The 21,408-nt window shown below is 61.9% G+C and carries 19 protein-coding genes and 2 pseudogenes; 9 read left to right on the top strand and 12 right to left on the bottom strand.

Annotated features, from left to right (window positions below):
- The first annotated feature begins 203 nt into the window (after positions 1 to 203).
- Positions 204 to 977: an NUDIX hydrolase gene (locus HHL27_RS21550; protein WP_169495434.1), complete on the top strand. Its 774-nt coding sequence runs from the start codon at positions 204 to 206 to the stop codon at positions 975 to 977.
- A gap of 91 nt (positions 978 to 1,068) precedes the next feature.
- Here HHL27_RS21550 and HHL27_RS21545 read toward each other — a convergent pair whose 3' ends face one another.
- The 11 genes from HHL27_RS21545 to HHL27_RS21495 are packed head-to-tail and all read right to left on the bottom strand — an operon-like array spanning position 1,069 to position 14,700.
- Positions 1,069 to 3,783, bottom strand: coding sequence for a TonB-dependent receptor (locus HHL27_RS21545; protein WP_169495433.1), 2,715 nt, complete (start codon positions 3,781 to 3,783; stop codon positions 1,069 to 1,071).
- 55 nt (positions 3,784 to 3,838) lie between these two features.
- Positions 3,839 to 4,813: an alpha/beta fold hydrolase gene (locus HHL27_RS21540; protein ID WP_169495432.1), complete on the bottom strand. Its 975-nt coding sequence runs from the start codon at positions 4,811 to 4,813 to the stop codon at positions 3,839 to 3,841.
- A gap of 21 nt (positions 4,814 to 4,834) precedes the next feature.
- The gene (locus HHL27_RS21535) at positions 4,835 to 6,442 is read right to left on the bottom strand and encodes a flavin-containing monooxygenase (protein WP_169495431.1); all 1,608 of its coding nucleotides are present in this window, start codon (positions 6,440 to 6,442) and stop codon (positions 4,835 to 4,837) included.
- Positions 6,439 to 8,052: an acyl-CoA synthetase gene (locus HHL27_RS21530; RefSeq protein WP_169495430.1), complete on the bottom strand. Its 1,614-nt coding sequence runs from the start codon at positions 8,050 to 8,052 to the stop codon at positions 6,439 to 6,441. The genes HHL27_RS21535 and HHL27_RS21530 overlap by 4 nt, the downstream gene beginning before the upstream one ends.
- A 21-nt stretch (positions 8,053 to 8,073) precedes the next feature.
- Entirely contained in the window at positions 8,074 to 9,168 is a 1,095-nt protein-coding gene (locus HHL27_RS21525; RefSeq protein WP_169495429.1) for an acyl-CoA dehydrogenase family protein, read from the bottom strand.
- Positions 9,168 to 10,391 carry an acyl-CoA dehydrogenase family protein gene (locus HHL27_RS21520; protein ID WP_169495428.1) on the bottom strand — a complete coding sequence of 408 codons (1,224 nt, stop codon included), beginning with the start codon at positions 10,389 to 10,391 and terminating at the stop codon, positions 9,168 to 9,170. The genes HHL27_RS21525 and HHL27_RS21520 overlap by 1 nt, the downstream gene beginning before the upstream one ends.
- 14 nt (positions 10,392 to 10,405) lie before the next feature.
- Entirely contained in the window at positions 10,406 to 10,855 is a 450-nt protein-coding gene (locus HHL27_RS21515) for a Zn-ribbon domain-containing OB-fold protein (RefSeq protein WP_206379278.1), read from the bottom strand.
- Positions 10,855 to 12,027: a thiolase C-terminal domain-containing protein gene (locus HHL27_RS21510; RefSeq protein ID WP_169495427.1), complete on the bottom strand. Its 1,173-nt coding sequence runs from the start codon at positions 12,025 to 12,027 to the stop codon at positions 10,855 to 10,857. Before HHL27_RS21510 ends, HHL27_RS21515 begins: the two co-directional genes overlap by 1 nt.
- A complete protein-coding gene (locus HHL27_RS21505; protein WP_240960231.1) occupies positions 12,024 to 12,821 on the bottom strand; it encodes a Coq4 family protein in 798 nt (265 codons plus the stop codon). The genes HHL27_RS21510 and HHL27_RS21505 overlap by 4 nt, the downstream gene beginning before the upstream one ends.
- Positions 12,822 to 12,836: 15 nt before the next feature.
- On the bottom strand, positions 12,837 to 13,976 hold the full coding sequence (locus HHL27_RS21500; RefSeq protein ID WP_169495426.1) for an NAD(P)H-dependent flavin oxidoreductase: 1,140 nt from the start codon (positions 13,974 to 13,976) through the stop codon (positions 12,837 to 12,839).
- Positions 13,977 to 13,998: 22 nt separating this feature from the next.
- Positions 13,999 to 14,700 (bottom strand): FadR/GntR family transcriptional regulator, encoded by a 702-nt coding sequence (locus HHL27_RS21495; RefSeq protein WP_240960230.1) that lies wholly within the window; start codon positions 14,698 to 14,700, stop codon positions 13,999 to 14,001.
- Positions 14,701 to 14,976: 276 nt separating this feature from the next.
- On the opposite strand from HHL27_RS21495, the gene HHL27_RS21490 reads away from it, so the two are divergent.
- Genes HHL27_RS21490 through HHL27_RS21475 form a run of 4 tightly spaced genes read left to right on the top strand, consistent with a single transcriptional unit; the run spans position 14,977 to position 17,859 of the window.
- Entirely contained in the window at positions 14,977 to 16,242 is a 1,266-nt protein-coding gene (locus HHL27_RS21490) for a cytochrome P450 (protein ID WP_169495424.1), read from the top strand.
- Between the two features lie 33 nt (positions 16,243 to 16,275).
- Complete coding sequence (locus HHL27_RS21485) at positions 16,276 to 16,602, top strand: 2Fe-2S iron-sulfur cluster-binding protein (protein WP_100868275.1); 327 nt, start codon at positions 16,276 to 16,278, stop codon at positions 16,600 to 16,602.
- 16 nt (positions 16,603 to 16,618) lie between these two features.
- Positions 16,619 to 17,470: an alpha/beta fold hydrolase gene (locus HHL27_RS21480; protein ID WP_240960223.1), complete on the top strand. Its 852-nt coding sequence runs from the start codon at positions 16,619 to 16,621 to the stop codon at positions 17,468 to 17,470.
- Positions 17,467 to 17,859 (top strand): PaaI family thioesterase, encoded by a 393-nt coding sequence (locus HHL27_RS21475; protein WP_169495422.1) that lies wholly within the window; start codon positions 17,467 to 17,469, stop codon positions 17,857 to 17,859. Before HHL27_RS21480 ends, HHL27_RS21475 begins: the two co-directional genes overlap by 4 nt.
- Positions 17,860 to 17,887: 28 nt before the next feature.
- Here HHL27_RS21475 and HHL27_RS21470 read toward each other — a convergent pair whose 3' ends face one another.
- On the bottom strand, positions 17,888 to 18,352 hold the full coding sequence (locus tag HHL27_RS21470) for a MarR family winged helix-turn-helix transcriptional regulator (protein ID WP_169495421.1): 465 nt from the start codon (positions 18,350 to 18,352) through the stop codon (positions 17,888 to 17,890).
- Between the two features lie 143 nt (positions 18,353 to 18,495).
- Here HHL27_RS21470 and HHL27_RS22625 point away from each other — a divergent pair.
- From HHL27_RS22625 to HHL27_RS22615, 4 genes and pseudogenes are all read left to right on the top strand, one after another.
- A pseudogene (locus tag HHL27_RS22625) lies at positions 18,496 to 18,873 on the top strand (multidrug transporter); the annotation flags it as partial.
- Positions 18,874 to 19,045: 172 nt separating this feature from the next.
- Positions 19,046 to 19,933, top strand: coding sequence for an efflux transporter outer membrane subunit (locus HHL27_RS22620; protein ID WP_338114983.1), 888 nt, complete (start codon positions 19,046 to 19,048; stop codon positions 19,931 to 19,933).
- A gap of 16 nt (positions 19,934 to 19,949) precedes the next feature.
- On the top strand, positions 19,950 to 21,074 hold the full coding sequence (locus tag HHL27_RS21460) for an EmrA/EmrK family multidrug efflux transporter periplasmic adaptor subunit (protein WP_169495420.1): 1,125 nt from the start codon (positions 19,950 to 19,952) through the stop codon (positions 21,072 to 21,074).
- Between the two features lie 6 nt (positions 21,075 to 21,080).
- Positions 21,081 to 21,408, top strand: a pseudogene (locus tag HHL27_RS22615) (hypothetical protein); the annotation flags it as partial.

The following is a 21,408-nucleotide window of genomic DNA, read 5'->3' as shown; positions in this document are numbered from 1 at the left end:
GAGTAGGTCCATGTCGATCACTCCGATGCCTCCCGACTGTCAGCCGGAGGCGAGGAAAGCATGGGTCAATTCTCAGTGATAATTTCTGGCCCTCCCGGGTCAATTCTCAGCGCTACTCAACAGGCTAGGTTCTAAAGCTGGCGTTTGCATGGCGCAAACGGCATGATTAAACTGGCTGGCTAGATAGCAAAAGGAAAGACGAGATGCGCCATGATAAAGGAGCACATGAGCCCAAACCGGCAGCAACGATCATGTTGCTGCGCGATGATCCCGAATTCCAGGTGCTGATGGTTAGACGCCACCAGCAAGTCGATTTTGCCTCCGGTGCGCTCGTTTTTCCCGGCGGAAAGTTACATCGAGGCGATTCGAACCCGGCCTGGGTGGAGCATTGCGCTGGATGGGATCAGTTTGACGTTGTTCAGCGTTCCCTTCGCATAGCTGCAATCCGTGAGGTCTTCGAAGAGGCCGGCATTCTGCTGGCGCGCTATCCTGGCAGCGACCTGTTCGAGGCCGCTTCTGATCCAGATGTGCGTGCCTCCGTCGAACGTGGCGAAATTGCCTTCATCGACGTGGTGCGTGAATTGGGTGTGCTTTTGCGGCTTGATGCGCTCAGCATTTTTGCCCGTTGGATCACGCCGCTGATCATGCCAAAGCGGTTCGACACCTTTTTCTATGTGGTCCACGCCCCCGCCAACCAGGTCGCTGCCTGCGATGGGCACGAGACCGTCGATGCCGAATGGATCTCACCAAGCGATGTCTTGCGCCTGGCCAAATGCGGCGAGCGCACGGTTATCTTCCCGACTCGGATGAACGTGCAACTGCTGGCCGAAGCCAATGATGCGGCGGATTGTATCAAGCGCGCGGAGGAGCGAACCTTGGTTACCGTTATCCCCGCGCTGGAAGAACGCGATGGCAAACGTCTCCTCGTGATTCCCGATAATGCCGGTTATGGTTCCGTAGTCGAAGTTGTCGGATAGCTATTACTAATCAGCGTTGAAAAACTAATAACGCCAAGTCAAGGCAGCCTCCGGGACACAATGAAGCATCCCGGAAGCTGATGATGACTAATCAGAACTTGCCGCGCACCGTGACACCGTAGGTACGTGGCTCGGCGAGGAATGACGAGAAGATTTGCCGTCCGCCCGGAAACTGGGGATAGCCGTAACTGGCTGAACTTCCGCCTGCCTGATAAGGCGTGTTGAAGGTTACCTGAGTGTAGTCCTGGTTGAAGAGATTCTGGACCCAGAACTCCACTCCCCAACGCTCATCCTGACCACGCAAACCAATGCGTCCATTGACGACCACGAAGCTATCTTGACTCTTTTGCGGATAGAGGTCCGACCCTGTATTATAATCCGAGCTGAGCCGGGCATCGACGTAAAACAGCGCATGCAATCCCGAACTGCCGATTTCGGGTGTCCAGGAGGCCGAACTGGTGACCACCCACGGTGCGGAATTCGAGATCTGCTTGCCAGGCAGCACGCGCAATGCCGGGTCAAGCGGAGCACCTTGGCTGTTTCCGACCAGGTTGTCGCGGTATTTTGTGCTGGCGTAAGTGACACCAAGGTTAAAGGTCAGATTGCGCACAGGGCGCAAGGAACCCTCGATCTCCACACCCTGGCTGAGGACACCGTAGCCAACATCGCCGGAAGCACAGGAGCCGGTAGCTGGATCAGCGTCCCTGTCCGCACCGCCCAGGCTAGCCTTGCAACCGTTGACCGTTTGAACGATGTAAACCGCGCCGGCGAAAGTGTTCAACTGGAAGTTGCTGAACTCCTGCCGAAATCCTGTCACGGACAGGCTGAATTCCCGCGAGCTGTACTTCAGACCCACCTCATAGGCTTTGACATATTCCGGATCGAACATGAGGTTGTGGACATAGGCCTGCGCGCCGCCACCTGCCGCAAATGGCATGATTGGCGACTTAAGGGCAGATCGATCGAGATTGAATCCACCCGCCTTGTATCCCTTTGAATAGTTGGCATAGATCATTACCTCTGGGCGGACCTGATAGGAGAGGCCCGCCGTATAGGTGAATTCACTTTCACTGCGCTTGCCGTTGATCGAGACCCTGTTCACCTCGGATGTCGAGTTCCCCTGGCAGCCCAGGCTGAGGAGCGATCCGGCTAGCGTGCGAACCGTGGCGTTGGCGCTGGAAAGATCATCGATCAAGGTTCCCTGCAATGCCGGACAAATCGTGTTGTTGTTGCCAAAGGTGGCGTCGAGGCTCTTGTCTTCCCACGTGTAACGCGCGCCAAGCGTCAACTTCAATTCATCGGCAAGTGTGATGATGTTGTGCGTGAACATCGCATAATTCTTGGAATGCTGGTGGTACGAATCCATCGTCGTACCGACGTTGCGGATCGAATCGAGGCGATCAAAGCCATTGATAATGTCAGCGCCAAAACTTCCCACGACAGTCCGGCCGGTTGCACTGAGGCAACCGGTGCTTGCAGGATCGTAGAAGCCCGCGAGGCCTCCGCCCGAAACGATCCGGCAGGCGGCGAAGCGTCCGTATTGGCTGCCAAAGCGCAGCGCATCGTCGACATTCAGCTTTTCGTCCGCGAAATAGCCCCCAACCAGCCAATCCAGCTTATCGTCGAAGGCTGAACCCTGAAGGCGCAATTCCTGGGTGAAGGTCTTGAACTGCCGGAAAGAGCCAGGAGCCCTGTAGAGCAGATCAACCGTGGAATAATCGCTATCACCTTCCTGTTCGCTCTTGAACTCGCGATAGCCCGTGATGGAGGTGAGCTTTGCCGCGCCGAAATCGTGATTGATCTCAAGCGAAACGCCACCATCGTTGATGGTCCCGCCCATCGGATGGGCGGTGGATGTCCAGATCTTTCGGCTGAACGGATCGCTGAATGCCTGGGACTGTTGGCCGAGATCGAGCAGAACCTTGACGATGTTGTTCTGAGCCGGATCGTTGAGGCCCCCGATCAGCGGATTGAAGGCCGCATCGATATATGCTGCTCCGCAACATGCTTCTTCGCGGTGCGTGTAATCGCCGATCAACCTGACGCTGGTTGCATCCGTCGGTTCGAACAGAAATTGCCCGCGCACGAAATAGCGATCACGGTTGTTAACTGTCGTTCCTGTGTTCACATCGTCATAAAAGCCGTCGCGCTTGGCGTATACGCCCTCAATCTTTGCCGCGAGTGTATCGGTCAAAGGGCCGGTTATCGAACCAGCCAGGCGCCAATAATCATAATTGCCATAGCTGGCCTCGGCGTTCGCTCCGAAGGTGAAGGATGGCTTCTTGCTGATCACATGAATCAAGCCAGCCGACGCATTCCGGCCAAACAGTGTGCCCTGCGGTCCGCGCAGCACTTCGATCCGCTCGACCTCGCCAAGTTCCGACAAGGCAACGCCGGACCGAGACCGGTAGACGCCATCAATGAATACCGCGACCGAACTTTCAAGGCCCGGATTGTCCCCGACTGTCCCCACGCCGCGAACGCGCGCCGAGCCGTTAGCTTCGGTTCCTGTCGAAGAGACCATCAAGGAAGGTGCGAGCTGGCCAAGTTGCCGAATATCGCTTGCGCCGGAATTCTGCAACGATTGAGCATTAACGGCGGTAACCGCCAGCGGAACCTTGGAGAGGGTTTCCGAACGGCGGGTTGCGGTGACCACGATTTCTCCACCCGGCGCTTGCTGCTCGACCTGCTCGCTCACATTTGCCTCACCCCCGGCGGTTTGCTGGGCCAGAGCAGGACTCGCTATCGCTAATAGGCTGCATGATCCCGACAACGCGATCAAATGAAAACCATTAGATCTCAACATATAATCCTCCTCACTTTTTTAGAATCTTGAACTCACGTTGATTTCTAGCTGCCGATCAACCGGGCGGCCAAAGCCAGCATCCTAGCACCGATCGGATCGCGGCAAGAAATGCCAAGGGCTGATCCAGCATCAAATGGTGTCGTGAATTGGGTATCGCGATGATCGGGATGTCGGTTCCGCCAAGCTCGTGCACGAAATTCCGCGAGTCTCGCGTGAACAACAGGCTTTCCTCGCCATGCACGATCGCCTTTCGCCCCGGTGCCGAAACCAGTTTAGGGCCGATCGCTAGCCAATCGGCACGCGAATTGTCGCGATTGAACACCGCAGGCGAGAACTTCCAGCTCCAGCCGCCTTCGACCCGGCGCAAGGAATGATAGGCCATATAGTCCATCAGGAACGGTTCCCCCACTTGCTGCGGCGGCGAGAGCTTGTAGCGGCTGCGGGCAGTCGCAAAGTCCGGGTAGATGCGCTGCGGCTTGTCGGGATTGCCTGAACCCGGGCTGGTGTGGCCGCCTGCCCAGAATGCTTCGAGCATGGCGGGGCGCAGGGTCATCATGTCGCAAGTGGCTGCACCGGCAAAGCCGCCAGGCAATTGTTCAAGCGCCTCCAGCGCGACACTGGCACCGAAGCTGTGCGCGACGATCGCCGGTTTCCGGTCAGCATCGAACAAGCCCAGCGCCCGCGCCACTCCGATCATTTCCCGGCCGCGCGCGGCCATGTCGCAATTTTCGCGCACCGCGCTGTCGCCCATTGCGGACAGGTCGTAGGCTACGACGTCGTAATCGTTCGCAAGGAATGGCGCGATGAAGGCAAAGCAGCGGGCGTGGGCGAGGAAGCCGTGAGTCATCAGCACGGGTGGCTTACCGCGCTGCCCCCACCGGAAATAGTGGATCCCCGTGCCATCAACCTCAACGAAGCCTTCCTCGCGCGGAACGGCAAGGGCATCGACAAACCAGCGGGGCAGTTCTTCAGGGTTCGGTGCCCATTCCGGATCGATATCGCCAAGACCGTTCGTTATGTCACTCGACAAGGTATTTTCCGATCAGAATGTTCAAGAAACGAGACCGAAGCCGCGATAGCCATTTGCGGCAACGTCGGCACAGATCTGGGCGTAGGTTGATACGCTCGGGAAGTTGATCAGCTGGCGCTTCTTGCCTGGAATGTTATCGCCCATGTACCAGGACTTGGCTTTGGGAAAGAGCGTCATCGCACCGATCTGTTCGACCATGTCGGTCCATTCGCGCTCCGCTGCCGGATCGGGCTCGAACCGTGTTATCCCCTCGCTCCTCAGGTGAGCCAGGAAATCAGTCGTCCAGTCGCCCTGCAGCTCGGCCGCGGTCGGACCATTGGAAAAGCCGGATGGACTCAGCGGGCCGTAGTGGAACAGCATATTGGGGAACCCGGAAACGGAATTGCCCAGATAGGCGCGGACCCCGTCCTTCCACGCGTCACCCAGGTTAAAGCCTTCGGTGCCGAGCAGATTCATGTCGATCAGCCCGCCGCTGCCGGCATCGAACCCCGTGGCGAATACGATGATGTCGCATTCGATCAGGCCGCTTGCGGTCTCGATACCGCTGGGGACCACACGTTCGATCGGATCGCGCTTGAGATCGACCAGCGACACATTGTCCTGTGCGAATATCTCGTAATAGTTCTGTTCGAGCGAGGGTCGTTTCGTGCCGAAGGGATGCGGAGGTTCCATCGGCGCCAATGCCTCGTGAAGCAAGGGATCGGCAATCCGCGCGCGGACCTTCTCGCGCCAGAAATCGTAGGCGAAGCGGTTGGCGCGTTCGTCGGTCAGCAGATCGGCGAAATTGTTGTACCAGAACCGCAGGCCGCCGGCTCGCCATAGACGTTCGAAAGTTGCGATACGTTCGACTGCATCGACGTCGAGCGCGCTGATTTCCATTCGATCGGCATCGAAGCCGCCGTTCGAGGTCTGCCGTCTGGCAAAGATCGTGGGATAGGCAGCCTTTTCCTGCGCTTGCTGCTCAAGGCTCAGCGGCTGCTGCTGCATCGGCAGAGCCAGGATCGGGGTGCGCTGGAACAGGGTCAGCTGCGCGGCGTCGCGCGCGGCTTCCTGCGCAACTTGCACGCCGCTCGCCCCGGTGCCGATGATCGCCACCCGCTTCCCGGCCAACGGAAGGCCGTCCTGAGGCCAATGCGCGGTATGGTGCCGTTCACCCGCAAACGTTTCCAGGCCGGCAATGTCCGGAGTATAGCATTTGGCGGCAAAACCGGCACAAGGCAGCAGGAAGCGGGCGCTGATCTGCTGGCCTTGCGCCGTATCGACACGCCAGACATCGCTTTCGGCATCGAAGCGGGCACCAGACACCCGCGTCCCCATGGCCATGTCGGGCCAGAGCTCCAGCTTTTCGCACACGTAGCGGAAATATCGTCGCAGCTCTCCGCCGCCGGGAAACCGTTCGCTCCAGGTCCAGTCCCGCCACAACTCGGGCAGCGAGAATTCGTAGATCGGCACGTGCGAATCGACCCGGGCACCGGGATAACAGTTCCAGTACCAGATCCCGCCGGGTTCGGCGGCGGCGTCGATCAACCTTGTGCGAAACCCGGCCTGACGCAGCCGGTGGAGCAGATAGATTCCGCTGAATCCCGCCCCGATGATCAGTGCGTCGCAGTCTGGATCGGGTGCGCTCATTGGGCGGCGCTCAGCTTGGCGGCAAGGTCTGCCGCGCCCTTGTAGTCGGCCTTGCCGTTGGGCGCACGCAACGCCATCGCGGTAGCGAACACGGCCTTGGGGGTCTTGTAGCCCGCCAGTTTGCTGCGGACATGCTCCTTGACGGCCGGTTCATCGAGCGTCTCGCCCGCGGTAAGGTGAACCACTGCGGTCACCGCCTGGCCCCACTTCTCATCGGCGACCCCCACGACCAGCGCATCCTCGATAGCCGGATGAGTCTTGAGTACTTCCTCGACCTCTTCGGGATAGACCTTTTCGCCAGCGGTGTTGATGCATACGCTGCCCCGGCCGAGCAGGGTCAGGCTGCCATCGGCCTCGACCGTGCACCAGTCCCCGGGGATCGAGTAGCGGACTCCGTTGATGGTCTTGAAAGTCCGTGCCGATTTTTCGGGATCCTTGTAATAGGCCAGTGGGATCGGCCCCTTGAGGGCGATAAAACCCGGTGTGCCGGTGCCTGGGCGGACCAGTTGGTCGTTCTCGTCGAACACGTCACAGAAACCGCCGATGGTGAACTTCGCCGTCTCGGTGGTCCCGGCGGCAGTCGTAATCGAGCGCCCGAAACCAAGCCCTTCCGAAGCGCCGAAGCTGTCCATCAGGGCCACTTGCGGAATATGCCCAATCAAGCCCTGCTTGACCTCCTTGCTCCACATCACCCCCGACGAGACGATGGTGATCAGGCTTGAGGTATCGAAACCGCCAGGGTTATCATCGAGGGCTTTGAGCATCGGTTTGGCGAAGGCATCGCCGACGATCGCGATCGACTGCACCTTGTTGCGTTCGACCGCTTCCCACAACTCGACCGCGTCGAGCGAGGGATTGTCCAGCGTGACAAGGCAACCACCCGAGGCGAGCGTCCCGATCGCCGTGATGAAGCCCGTCCCGTGCATCATCGGGCAGGCTGGCAGAGTCATCCGACCCGGGCCTTCGGCGCGGATCATGGCGACGGCTTCGTCGAGGCTGTCCGGCACAGGCGCGAGCATGCGCTGCGCATCGAGCTGGGCTTCGCGCATATCGGTGTGGCGCCAGACCACACCCTTGGGCATGCCGGTCGTCCCGCCGGTGTAGATGAACAGTTCATCGTGCGGCGACCGCTCGATCCCCAGCGGCGAACCGTCGCCCGATGCCGCGAGATCTTCATAGGCAAGCGCAAGCGGGGCCTTTGCCGCCGCATCGCCGATTTCGACGAAAAGCTTGGCCTTGGTCAGCCGGTCCTTCAGTTCGACTATGCAATCGCGGAATTCGGCGCTGTAGAAAATGGCCTCGCTGTCGGAATCGTCGAAGATGTAGAACACCTCCTCGGGGCGGTAGCGATAGTTGATGTTCACATGGGTGAACCGGCCTTTGAAGCAAGCCGCCATCAGTTCGCCGTATTCAGGGCGGTTGCGCATGTAGAACGCGACCTTGGTTCCGGGCAAAATGCCGTTCGCCGTAAGGAAGCGCGCGATATTGTTCGACCGCGCGCCCATTTCCGCCCAGGTGACGACACGCGTGCCGTGGATCAGGGCCGGTGTATCTGCGGGAAGGGCAGGCTCGATCGCGTCCAGTATGTCGCCAAGATTCCACTTTGCCATTGGAACTGTCCTCTCGCTTAGTCAGACCCCTCTTGCGGTCCAGCCTTGCAGTATCGCCGCCTCTTCCCGGACCGTTTCGGGTCCGCCCAGTACCTGCCGGTCGAAACCGATCCGCTTGAACCAGTAATGCAGCCCTAACAGGTCGGTGAAGCCCATGCCGCCGTGCACCTCGGTTGCGGTCCGGGCGACAAACCGGCCTACTTCGCCGGTGTGCGACTTGGCATGGCAAGCGACCAGTTCCGCTTCGGCTGGGACCGCGTCAAACGCATGGGCCGCATACCACACCAGCGACCGGCACGGCTCGTTCTTCGCGGCCATTTCAGCGCACATGTGCTTGACCGCCTGGAAGCTGCCGATCACCCGCCCGAACTGCTCGCGCTGCCCGGCATAGGCAACCGCCTGGGCGATCATCGCATCCGCCGCACCTAGGCTGTCCGCCGCGAGCAGGATGCGGCCTGCGGCAATCAGTCGCCGCGCCGCCGCACCGCCGTCGTCGGCCAGGGCTTCCGCCGGGGTCGACGCAAGCCGCAGTTCGCCGACCGAGCGCGTCGCGTCGATCGTCTTGAGGGCAATCAGCTCCAACCCGTCTGCCTGCGCCGATACGATGTGCAGCCGACCGGCTTCGTCGGCGATCATGAAGTGATCGGCCTCCTCGCAATCGAGCACGAACAGCGCCGTGCCAGTCAGCGCGCCACCGGTGCAACGCACGCCCGAACCATCGCGGCGGGAGACCTGCTCATTCACCCCGACGCCGAAACGCACCTCGCCAGCTGCAATGCGCGGCAACCATTGGGCCTGCTGCGCCTCGGATCCGGCCGCGATCAGCGCGAGCGGCGCCATCACGTTGCGAGCGGCGAACGGCACCGGCGCCACCGCTTCCCCCAGCGCCGTAGCAACGACCGTTGCATCGAGCAGTCCCATGCCAAGGCCGCCATGGGCCTCCGGCACCACCAGCCCGGGTAGCCCCAATTCGGCCAGCGCGGCCTGGCTTTGCGCGCTAACCGCGCTGCCGGCTTCGGCCACTTGCCTGACATGATCGAGCGGAGAGAGTTCGCGCAGCAGCCGCGTAACGCTTTCTGCCAGCATCTGCTGTTCCTGCGAAAGTCCGAAATCCATCACTGCCCTCCTTGCGCGGACGGGCCTTTGGGCAGGTCCAGGCGCGGCTCGCGCGGCATGTTGAGGCCGCGCTCCGAAATGATGTTCTTCTGGATCTGGGCGGTTCCGCCGCCGATGATCAGGCCAAGCTGGAACATGTAGTTCCATTGCCAGCTGCCGTTTGCGCGCTCGTGGGCGCTGCCGTTGTAGAGGATTCCCAATTCGCCCAGCGCGTCGATCGCCAAAGCGGAAATCTGGTGGGCCAGCTCGCAGGCCTGGAGCTTGACGATCAGCTTGGCCATGCCGCCCGGCTCGCCCTTGATCTGGTTCGATAGGATCCGCATCCCGTTGTACTTCATCGCCGCGACTTCGGCCTGGAGCGCCACCAGCCGGTCGCGAAGGGCCGGAAGGTCGATCACTCGTGCACCGCCGACCTGTTCCACCTTCATCAGTTCGATCAGCGCGAGCAGCCGGTTTTCGAGTGCGTCGGGATCGCCCAGCATCCCGCGTTCGTGCCCGAGCGTGGCGTTGGCGACGAACCAGCCTTGCCCGCGCTGGCCGACGATCTGATCGACCGGCACGCGCACATCGGTGAAGAAGGTTTCGTTGAATTCGGCATGGCCGGTCATGGTCCTGAGCGGGCGGACTTCGATCCCCGGCGTGGTCATCGGGAAGATCAGATAGCTGATCCCCTGGTGCTTGGCTGCGTCCCCTTCGGTCCGCACCAGGCAGAAGATCATGTCCGCTTCCTTGGCGGTGCTGGTCCAGATCTTCTGGCCGTTGACGACGAAGTCGCCGCCTTCAACCCGGGCGCTGGTCTTGAGACTGGCGAGGTCCGATCCCGATCCGGGTTCGGAATAGCCCTGGCACCACACCACATCGCCGGCCAAAGTCGGTTCGATCCAGCGCCTCTTCTGCTCTTCGGTGCCAAGTTCGAGCAAGGTCGGCACCAGCATCGAAATGCCCTGGTTGGCGAGTCCGCCGGGCACACCGGCGCGCGCAAACTCCTCGGCGATGATCCGGGACTTGAGAATGTCGGGCTCGGCCCCGAACCCGCCGTATTCGCGCGGAATGGTGCGCGCGGTGTAGCCATGCTCGATCAGCAGCTTCTGCCAGGCCACGCCTTCATTCGACGGGCGGGCCGCACGACCGGCATTCTTTGGTGCGAGATGGCGATTGACGGCGATGAAGTCGCGCACCTCTTCGCGGAACGTCTCATACTCGGGGCCATAACTCAGGTCCATTGCACAGCGTCCTTTCAGGCCGGCCGGAAGACGGGCAAGCGAAAGTCTTCCCCGATGGTTTCGAACGCGAGTGCCACCGGCAGGTCGAGCCGGACAGCGTCGATCGGGCAATCGATCAGCCGCGTGGCCATGCGGACCCCCTCGTCGAGCTCGACCACTGCGGCGACATAGGGAATGTCCGCCGCGAAGGCGGGGTGCAGCGCCTGATGCACCACGGTCCACGAAAACACCGTGCCCTTGCCCGAGCTTTGTTCCCACGCAAAGTCAGGCGAGCCGCAACGCGCGCACATGTAGCGCGGCAAGTGCCGCCACGAACCGCAACCCCCGCATTTCTGGAAGTAGAGGTGCCCATCCTGGCACCGCTTCCAGAATTCCTGCTCGACCGGGTCTTGCGGGCGAGGCCGCGGCTTGGCCGGCGCAGCGGCGGCCGCGGCGCGCGCCTTGGGAGAAAGATCTTCGTCCATCAGCCAAACCTCCGCAAGATGGCAACACTGCCGTCACCCAGATCGCCCCAGCCGGTGACCAGCCCGGTCTGCGCCCCTTCGACCTGCCGCTCGCCGCAGTCGTGCCGCAGCTGGCGCACCGCTTCGACCACGTGGTTGAGCCCCCAGACGTGGGCTTCGCTGAGCAGGCCGCCGTGCGTGTTGAGCGGAAAGTTCCCGCCAAGCTCGATCTGGCCATCCTTGACGAAATCGAGCGCGCCGCCCGGCTCGCAATAGCCCATCGCCTCAAGCTGGAGCAGCACCACGTAGGTAAAGCAATCGTAGACCTGGAGGAAATCCATGTTGCTACGCGACACCCCGGCCATCTCGAAAGCCTTGGGCGCGGCATAGGACAGGCCGATCTTGAACGGATCGGGCCGGGACGGAATATCATCGGCGGGATAAGGATGGCCTTCGGCAGCGCCCGCGATCGTCACCGGAACGTGCCGCAGGTCGCGCGCGCGATCGAGCCGTGAGACCACCACCGCACAGGCCCCGTCGGTTTCGAGACAGCAATCGTAAAGCCGGAACGGTTCCGAAATCCACCGCGCCGCATGATAGGTCTCACGGTCCAGCGGCTTCCCGTAGGTGAACGCCTTGGGATTGAGCTGGGCGTGCTTGCGGCAAGCCAGGGCGATGGCGGCGGTTGCTTCCGGCCCCACCCCATAAAGCTGCGAATGCCGCATCGCCAGCCAGGCGTACATCTGCACCGGCAGGAATACGCCGTAAGGAATGTAGTACCCCTGGATGGTGTTTGTCAGGGTGTTCATGTTCATCGACCGGGTCGGCGGCGCGCCCGGTTTGGGCCGCAGCGCCGAAAAGCCGTTCCAACCCAGCGTGACCAGCACGTGATCGCACAGCCCGGCGGATATCGCCATCGCGGCGTTCTGCAGCGCGGTGGTCGGGCTGGCGCCGCCCATGTGCACCGTCGCCGCATAGCGCAGCACGTCGATCCCGAGATTGGCGGCCAGCTCCTCGCTGGTGGTATAGATCGGCGGCGGCACCATGCCGTCGATGTCCGAAGGCTTGAGCCCGGCATCGGCAATCGCCTTGCGCGCAGCCTCCAGCATCATGTCGACGGCGGTGCGTTCAGTGCCCTTGACGAAATCAGTCTCGCCAACCCCGGTGATAGCTGTCTTGTCGGAAAAGGTCATGCCGGTTCCAGGTCTCTTTGTCGTTGCATGGCGAGTTCGCGGCGGACCTGGAATTCGACCTCGATCCGTTTGGACTCGGGTTCGGCCCTTCTGTATCGCGGCGCGGGAGCCAAACTGAGCGACGCGCGAACCTCTTCGAGCGGACGATCCAGCAGTTCTTCCCACTGTATTTCGGGAAAGTTCTTGGCCGCACGCCCGCGCCGCCAAGCCTCGATCATCGGGCCCAGTACCGGTAATCCGGGATGCTCACGTCTTGATTTGAGCAGTCCGAGCAGCAGCAGAAAGCCGATGCCGTGGTTGTGGAACTGGGCGTTGCCAAAGGTCAGCACGCAAATTTCGCCCAGCCCATCTCGCCCGTAACCGGTGACAACGTGATAGAGATCGTGCGAATCCCTCATCCGGTTGCGGAACAGGGCGACATCGGGATCGACAAAGGTCCGGACACCACCCTCCTCGCTCGCCTCAACCAGCCCTTCAGCGCTCAGGCCTTCGCCATAGACAAAGGCCAGATATTGCTGTCCCAGGCTCCCCTTCGGGCAGCGCGCCAACCGTTCGCGGTCGCGCAGGCGATCGAGCAGATTGCTCCGGCTGGCCAGGATGCGCCTCCCGCCTTCGGATCCCGCAAACCGCCTGAAATGGCGATAATAGCTGTTTCCAGCCAAGGCCTCGACAATCCTGAATACCTGTGCGGTATCTTCCTTGTCGCGGAGTAGAACCTTTACCGCCGAGAGCGCTTCTCCTGGGCGGATGCGGCGCTTCAGTTCCTGTCCCTTCATCTTCGCCTCGCTTGCCATTTCGATGCGGCTTCCTCACCCAAATCGCTTGGCTCCGGCCAAGGCCTTTTCGGCGTCGGCCACCAGATCGCGCATCACCGCGGCGGCGGGGCGAACCGACTTGATCAAACCGATGCCCTGTCCCGCAAACCCGGGAAGCACATCCATCCGCTTGTCGCGGATCGCCGCCGCCATGACCGGGCCAGCAATCATCGACTGGTAAGGCATGGGCAGCGGCTCCTTGCCCGCTTCGATCCATGCACTGGCCCATTTGTTGGCGATCATCCGGGCTGGCTTGCCGGTGATCGAGCGACTGACCACCGTGTCGCCGTCACCGCCCTCGGCAATGGCTTGCTTCTGGAAATCCTCGATTCCGGCTTCTTCGGTCGCGAGGAAGGCCGTTCCCACCCAGGCACCCTCGGCACCGAGCATGAAGACCGCTGCCACTCCGCGCCCGTCGCTGATGCCGCCGGCACCCAGCACCGGGACCCGGTCCCCCACGGCGTCGACCACCTGGGGAATCAGCGAAATCGTCCCGATCGGCGAATTGTGGCCGCCGCCATCGTGACCCTGGGCGACGATCATATCGATCCCGGACTCTACCACCTGCAAGGCGTGTTTGACCTTGCCCACCACCGCCATCACGATCGTGCCGTTGGCGTGCAGGCGATCCATCCACGGTCCGGGATTGCCCAGTCCGGCCGCATAGACGGGCACCTTTTCCTCGATCACCACCTCCATCTGCGCTTCGAAGAACTCCTTCGAGAACAGCGGCGGACCACCTTCGCTTTCCGCCCCGGCGGCGGCGCGCATCGCCGCAGCGGAATCGACTTCGCCCAGTCCTTCACGTGCCATGAAATCGCGGGCGAATTGTTGATACTCGCCGAACACCGCCATCGGATCCGTAGGAGCCGCCCCGGTTTCAGGTGCCTTGCCCCGGCGGACAGAAGCGGGCAGTAAGGTATCGACCCCGAACGGCTTGTCGGTTAGCGCGCGGGTCTCGCGAATCCAGCTGCGCAAGCGTTCGGGCGAGCATGCCGCCGCGCCCAGCACACCTAGCCCACCGGCGTTGGAAACCGCAGCGGCCAGCCGGGGCACGCTCGCGCCGCCCATACCGGCCAGCAGGATCGGATGCTCGATCTTGAGCATCCCGCAAATTCGGCTGTTCAGTGCCATCGTCCTCTCCAGAAGTGCCGGCCTAGCCTGGGTCTCCCCATCTGACCTTTTGCGTAACGAGCTCGGGGCTGCGAGCCGCGAGATATTCGGACGATCCCTTGACCAGCCGCTCCATGTGTCGGCGTGCACCATCGGCATCGCGCAGGCGCACCGCGTTCAGTACCCGCGCGAGGCAGCGCAATTGGCCGGCCCGTTCCTGCGCGGAATAACCCAATTCCATGGCAAGATCGCGGGTCAGCAAATGCAGTGCCGATGTAAGCAATCCGAAGGTCGGGTTGCCGCTGGCCCAGCCCAGCAAATCGTGAAAGCGCCGGTTGGTTTCCTCGAACCCAGCGGTTTCGCGGTCGCGTTCGAGTTGGGCGTAGCAATCGCTCAATGCGGCGAGATCTGCGTTGGTCGCCCGCGCCGCAGCCTTGGCCGCCATATCGGGCGCGATCGCTTCGCGCAGTTCGAGCAGGGCCCGCAGATCGGTATCCATGAATTGCAGGATGAGCGACAGAGAGCTGGCAAAATCGCGCGTCTGCGGCCGCGACACAACCGGTCCGCCGCCGCGGCCCAGTTGCAACTGGATCACCCCCTGCAGCTCAAGAAACCTGAGCGCCTCGCGCAAGGTTGCGCGCGCGACTTCGTAACGCGCCAGCATATCCTCCTCTTGCGGGAGGCGGTCTCCGGCCTCACGGGCGTTGAGCTGGATATCGGACACGATGGCCTGCGCGACCTGCAAGGCGCGCTTTGCCTTGCCTGCGGGCACCGCGTTGTCGTCCGGAGATCGATGTGGAACAGAAGCCATAAAAACGTATAAGCATTAATCGATCACCGTGTCTAGCATCTCCTGCGGAAAAACGTTGGCGCCCTGAAACCTGCCGAAAACTCGGCATTTCGGTAATCGTAAGCGATCCCGACCTGGCACCTCCCCGAGTTGGCGGATTAAAGCTGATAATCTTTATTGACAGAATGGCCCTTTCGGCCCTAGGTGACGCCATTGAGAAAGGTCTGTTCCATGGCAACTTCGGCAACTCAGGAAAAAGTCCTCTACGCTTCCGTCGATTCGATCCCGCTGCACGAGATCAATGTCGCCAATCCCTACCTCTTCCAGAATGACACCGTGGGGGAATATTTCACCCGGCTTCGGCGCGAGGATCCGGTCCACTACTGTGCAGAAAGCCGGTTCGGGCCCTATTGGTCGGTGACCAAGTTCAACGACATCATAGCGGTCGACACCAACCACAAGGTCTTCTCGTCGGAAGCCAAGCTCGGTGGGATTTCGGTCCAGGACATGCACAGCGTCGAGGGCGCGCTCGAGCTCGAAATGTTCATCGCGATGGATCAGCCCAAGCACGACCAGCAGCGCAAGGCGGTAAGCCCGGTGGTTGCACCATCGAACCTGCTTCTGCTTGAGCCGATCATCCGCGAACGGGCGGGCGCGATCCTCGATTCGCTGCCGGTCGGCGAGGAGATCGACTGGGTAAAGCTGGTGTCGGTCGAACTTACCACCATGACGCTTGCGACGATCTTCGATTTCCCCTGGGACGAGCGCGCCAAGCTGACCCGCTGGTCGGACGTCACCACCGCGTCACCGGAAACCGGCATCGTCGAATCGTTCGAACAGCGCCGCGAGGAACTCATCCAGTGTGCGATGTATTTCAAGGGCCTGTGGGACGAACGGATCGACAAGCCCGGCGGCAATGACCTGATCTCGATGATGGCGCATTCGCCCGCAACCCGCGACATGCCGTTCCTCGAATTTCTCGGCAACCTGCTGCTGCTGATTGTCGGCGGCAACGACACCACCCGCAATTCGATCAGTGGCGGGGTCCTGGCGCTCAACCAGAACCCGGGCGAATATCAGAAATTGCGGGACAATCCGGCGCTCGTTTCCAGCATGATTCCCGAGATCATCCGCTGGCAGACCCCGCTGACGCACATGCGCCGTACCGCGCTGGAAGACGCCGAAATTGGCGGAAAGCAGATCAGGAAAGGCGACAAGGTGGTGATGTGGTATCTCTCGGGCAACCGCGACGAAACCGTGATCGACCGGGCCGACCAATTCATCATCGATCGCGAAAATCCGCGCCACCACCTCTCCTTCGGGTTCGGCATCCACCGCTGCATGGGCAACCGTCTGGCCGAATTGCAACTGCGGATCATCTGGGAAGAGATCCTCAAGCGCTTTCGCTTCGTCGAAGTTGTTGGCGAGCCGGAGCGGCTGCTGTCCAATCTGGTGCGCGGGATTACCCGGCTGCCGGTGAAACTTCACGCGCACTGAAGGCTTGGCTCGTTACAAATACGGAACTTCCATATGATCAACGTAACTTTTGTTTCCGCCGACGGCACACGTCGGTCGGTTGAAATAGACGAGGGCCTCAGCGCCCGTGAAGCCGCCCTGTTCAACAGTGTACCGGGGATCGATGGCGATTGCGGCGGGGTCTGTGCCTGCGCCACGTGCCATGTCCATGTCGATCAGGCCTGGATGGATCGGGTCGGGCCGCCGGAAGAAGGCGGCATGGAGAGCGATCTGATCCAGTTTGCCGAGGGAACGACCGAAACCAGCCGCCTCGCGTGCCAGATTCCGATGGTCCCCGAACTCGATGGGCTGGTGCTGCATCTGCCCGAGCTTCAGCACTGAGCAAGACGCCATGCACATGACGTTTGACGGAAGCGGCGGCATCTCCATCGCGGCAAGCCTTGTCGGCGATGGTCATGGTCGGCCGTCCGTATTACTGGCGCATGGCGGAGGGCAAACCCGGCGCACCTGGCGCAAGACGATGCAGCAATTGGCGGAGCACGGCTATCGCTCGGTGGCGATCGACATGCGCGGTCATGGCGAGAGTGGCTGGGCCACCCCCGGTAGATACCGCTTTGCCGATTTCGGCAAGGATATCCTCGCGGTCTGCGACAAGCTGAACCAGCGGCCGCATGTCATCGGCGCATCGCTTGGCGGATTGGCGGCGCTGGTGGCGGAAGGGGCGGTGCGACCGGGTAGCTTTGCGTCGCTGACGCTGGTCGATGTCACTCCGGATATGGACCCGGAGGGTGTTTCACGAATTGTCGGCTTCATGAACGCCCATGTGGAGCGCGGCTTCGCGTCATACGACGAAGCCGCAGAGGCGATCGCGGACTATATGCCGAACCGCGAGAAGCGCGGCGCCAGCGAGGGCCTGAAGAGCTATCTCCGTCTCGACCCGGACCAGCGTTATCGTTGGCATTGGGATCCCGGCTTTCTGAGCGGGATGACCGGGCGGCGCGAACAGGACTATGCCCAAGCCCAGGCGGCGGCAAGCGTCCTCTCGCTACCGGTCCACCTGGTGCGGGGCGGATCGAGCGACCTGATTTCCATGGAGGCTGCGAAGCGGTTCTGCGCGATGGTGCCTGGCGCGCGCTTCACCGACGTCTCGGGCGCTGGACATATGGTTGTCGGCGACGACAACGACGTGTTCAGCAGGGCCATCATCGAATTCCTCGAAAGCCAGTCCGAACCGGAGACGATTGCATGACGCTGGAAGAGCTCAACCGCGCCCTGCTGGTCGCGCCGTTTCACCGCTGGCTGAACTTGCGGATGGTCGAAGCTGACGCAGAGCACATCCTGATCGAAATGCCATGGCGGGACGAGATGATCTCCAACCCCACGCTCCCGTCGATGCACGGTGGAATTCTCGCCTCGTTGATCGATCTGACGGGATTCTATGCAGTCCTGGCCTCAGGAAACATGTGCAAATCCACAGCCGACCTGAGGGTCGATTACCATCGGGCAGCGAGCCGCCAGACGCTTCATGCCGAAGGGCGGCTGATCAAGGCCGGGAAATCGCTAAGCGTTGCCGACGTGCGCATTCACGACGAGGCCGGGACGCTGGTCGCCAGCGGTCGCGGGGCCTACAATATGTAACGGGCATTGTTGCCAGCCCAAACCGACTTCAGTCCGGGTCTAGACCACTGATATTGGCTACCATCCTGGAGAGCGTGGAGCGCATTTGGTCGATGTCCTCAAGGGGGACGTTGCGGAGCAATTCCAGATATAGTCGATCGGCGGCCTTACGCACCGAGGGGAGGATTTCGATTGCTTTCGGCAAGGGGTGCAAGGTCCAAACCCGCCGGTCTCCCCCGGCCGCGCGACGTTCAGCAAGGCCTGCCGCTTCGAGCTGATCGACGATATGGCCCACTGAAGCCCGTTCGAGATCCAGTTGTCGCGCGAGCATGGTCTGGTTCAAGCCGGGCGTGCGCATGATATACGACAGCGCCCGCCATTGCGGAGTGGTCATGTCGAACGCGGCCATCGAAACCGTAAACATGCGCCTGAGTCGGCGGGGAACCTCCTCGATCAGGAATATCAACTCATCCGCTTCGGTAACAAACCGTTCGTGCTGCGCCGCGTCAGACATGCGACATCTGATAGCGCATCTACGTGATCGTTTAAAGCATTATTGTTGCAAGACAGATTGTAAATATTTTTACTACCTGCTATCGACGCGCCGTGACCCTATCTACCGAGCAACCAAAACCCAAGTCGAAGACAAGCCATACCATGCGCGTGGCTGGCATCGCTCTGCCGTTGATGCTGGTCGCCTGCGTTGCGGTCCCCGATGCTGGGGTTCGGCCCGCGATGCACACCCCCGATACAATCGAGGTATCGCAGACACTCGCCGCGCGCGGCAACACCGCCTGGCCGCCAGATCAATGGTGGCGTCTGGCCGGCGATCCGCAGTTGACCGCGCTGATCGAGGAAGGTCTTGCCAACTCGCCCCAGGTCGCTGTGGCCGTAGCCCGGATCAAGCGGGCCGAATCCGAAGCGCAAAGGGCTGGAGCCGCACGACTGCCATCGCTTGGTGCCGAGGCGGAAGGGGGCTTGCGGCGTCAAAGCGGTAACAACGGCCTCCCCGCGCAATTCCTGCCCGATGGCTGGAAAGACTACGGTCAGGCCTCGCTGACATTCGGATTCGACCTAGACCTGTGGGGCGCAACCGCGCCGCCCATGCAGCGGCAACCTCGGAGGCCCGCGCGGCGGTGGTCGATGCCGCGCAAGCCCGGCTCGTGCTGTCGGTCGCGATCACCGCCGCCTATGCCGAACTGGGCCGATTCTACCGCGAATACGACAATGCTGCGTCGATACTCGCCAATCGCCGGTCGACGCGAGACCTTGTCGCCCAGCGCCACGGCAGCGGGCTCGACAACCTGGCGAGCCTGCGCCGCGCCGATGCCGAAGTCGCCCTCGCCGAACAGGACCTCGCGGCGCGATCTCCGAGAACATCGGTTTCCGCCGCAACCAGCTTGCCGCGCTGGTCGGTGCCGGGCCGGACCGCGGTCAATCGATCACCCGCCCGCCGCTTGCACCCTCCACTCCTTCTGGAGTTCCGGCGGGCATCAATACCGATCTGCTGGGCCGCCGTCCCGACATCGTCGCGGCGCGCGAACGGGTCGAAGCGGCGGCAAGCAAGGTAAAGGTCGCGCGCGCCGGCTTCTTTCCTTCGATCAACCTCAGGGCGCTGGTCGGCTTGCAGGCGCTGGGGCTCGGCAATCTGGTCGATTCCGGGTCGCTGTTCGGCAACGTCGGCCCCGCAATCAGCCTGCCAATCTTTCAGGGCGGTGCCCTCAAGGCGCAATACGGCGGCGCCTGGGCGGCCTATGACGAGGCAGTCGCGAACTACAACCAGACGGTGGTCACCGCTTTTCAGCAGGTCGCTGATGCTGTCACCCAGCGCGACGCCGCGGACAAGAGGCTTGCAGCTGCCCGAACTGCGCTGACCGCCAGCGAGGACGCCCTGGCATTGGTCCGTCGTCGCTACGAGGCGGGCCTTTCCAGCTATCTCGACGTACTCGCCAACGAACGCAGCGTCCATGACCTGCGGCTCGTGGTGATTGGGCTTGAGACATACGAAAGGGGCGCGACGCTCGCGATGATCCGGGCGTTGGGTGGCGGCTTCGATACCGCCGCCGCCCGGCCAACAGGACAGACAGGCCAATGACCGACCAGCAACCGAATTGCCAGCGATCGATCCCGAACTCTCCGCTGCGCGCAAGGGAACGCGCAGAAAGTGGCTAAAGCGGCTGGCGATCGCTCTTGGAGTGGTGGGTCTTGCCTGGGCTGCATGGTACCTGCTGGTTACGCGAAACCATGTCGGCACCGATAACGCCTATGTGAATGCACAGATCGCACAGGTCACGCCGCTGGTCGCGGGATCGGCGATCGAGGTTCTAGTAGAAGATACGCAGCAGGTGAAGGCAGGGGACGTGCTGGTCCGGCTCGACCAGGCCAATGCGAAGATTGCCGTAGCGCAGGCCCAGGCCGACCTCGCCGCTGCCCGCCGCCGTTTCGGTCAGGCGGTTGCGACCAACGGTGCCCTGTCGGCGCAGATCGACACGTCGAGCGCGGCTATTGTCCAAGCGCAGGCGCGATTGCGCAGCGCCCAGGCCGAGTTCGACAAGGCCAGGATCGATCTTCAGCGTCGCGAGACACTGGTTGCCAGCGGAGCCGTGTCTGGCGAAGAAGTCACCCAAGCACGTAGGACCTTTGCCACCGCCAGCGCTGCACTCGATGCCGCTCGCGGTGGGATATCGGAGGTCAGTTCGGCCCGCCGCGTTGCCCAGGGCCAGTTCGCGGCCAACGATGCACTGGTGCGCGGCTCAAACATCGACACCGATCCCGCTGTGCAAGCTGCCGCGGCGCGGCTCGACTCGGCGCGGCTCGATCTTGAACGCACCGAAATCCGGGCGCCCGTTTCGGGGGTGGTGAGCCGTCTGCAAATTCAGGTCGGGCAACGACTGAACCCAGGACAGATCATCATGACCATCGTCCCGGTCGACAAGCTCTATGTCGATGCGAACTTCAGGGAGAGCCAGCTGCGCCGCGTCCGCATCGGCATGCCCGTCACTCTGACCTCGGACCTTTACGGTGGCGACGTTGTTTATCATGGCAAGATCACCGGCTTTGCTGGCGGAACCGGATCGTCAATGGCGGTTATTCCGGCCCAGAACGCCACCGGCAACTGGATCAAGACTGTCCAGCGTCTCCCGGTGCGGATCGAACTCGATCCTGCCGAGCTACGGAAACATCCCTTGCGCGTCGGGCTGTCGATGGAAGTCGAGATCGATGTTTCTCGAAGGTAAGGCACGATGAGTAGCGCCAAACCCGAAAGCGCTGGCATTGCCCCGTCGCGGCAATTGGCCGCCGGGCTGGTGCTGGCGCTGGCCAATTTCATGGTCATTCTCGACCTGACCATCGCCAATGTCTCGATCCCGCATGTCGCTGGCAGCCTCGGGATCACGCTTGAGCAAGGGGCCTGGATCATCACCTCTTACGCGGTAGCTGAAGCGATCTGTGCGGATTCCGACGATGCCGCCCCCCCATTCCGATCTGATCGCGCCCACCGTTCCGATTTGATGCCGCCCGGGTGGGGAGCAGATCGCGGGCCGATATTCACATGTGATATTTCAGTCGGTC

It is taken from the genome of Novosphingobium olei (assembly GCF_012927405.1).
In the GTDB taxonomy this organism is placed as follows: Bacteria; Pseudomonadota; Alphaproteobacteria; order Sphingomonadales; family Sphingomonadaceae; genus Novosphingobium; species Novosphingobium olei.
Note: the sequence above shows the minus strand (reverse complement) of the source record. Positions and strands in the feature narration are given on the sequence as shown.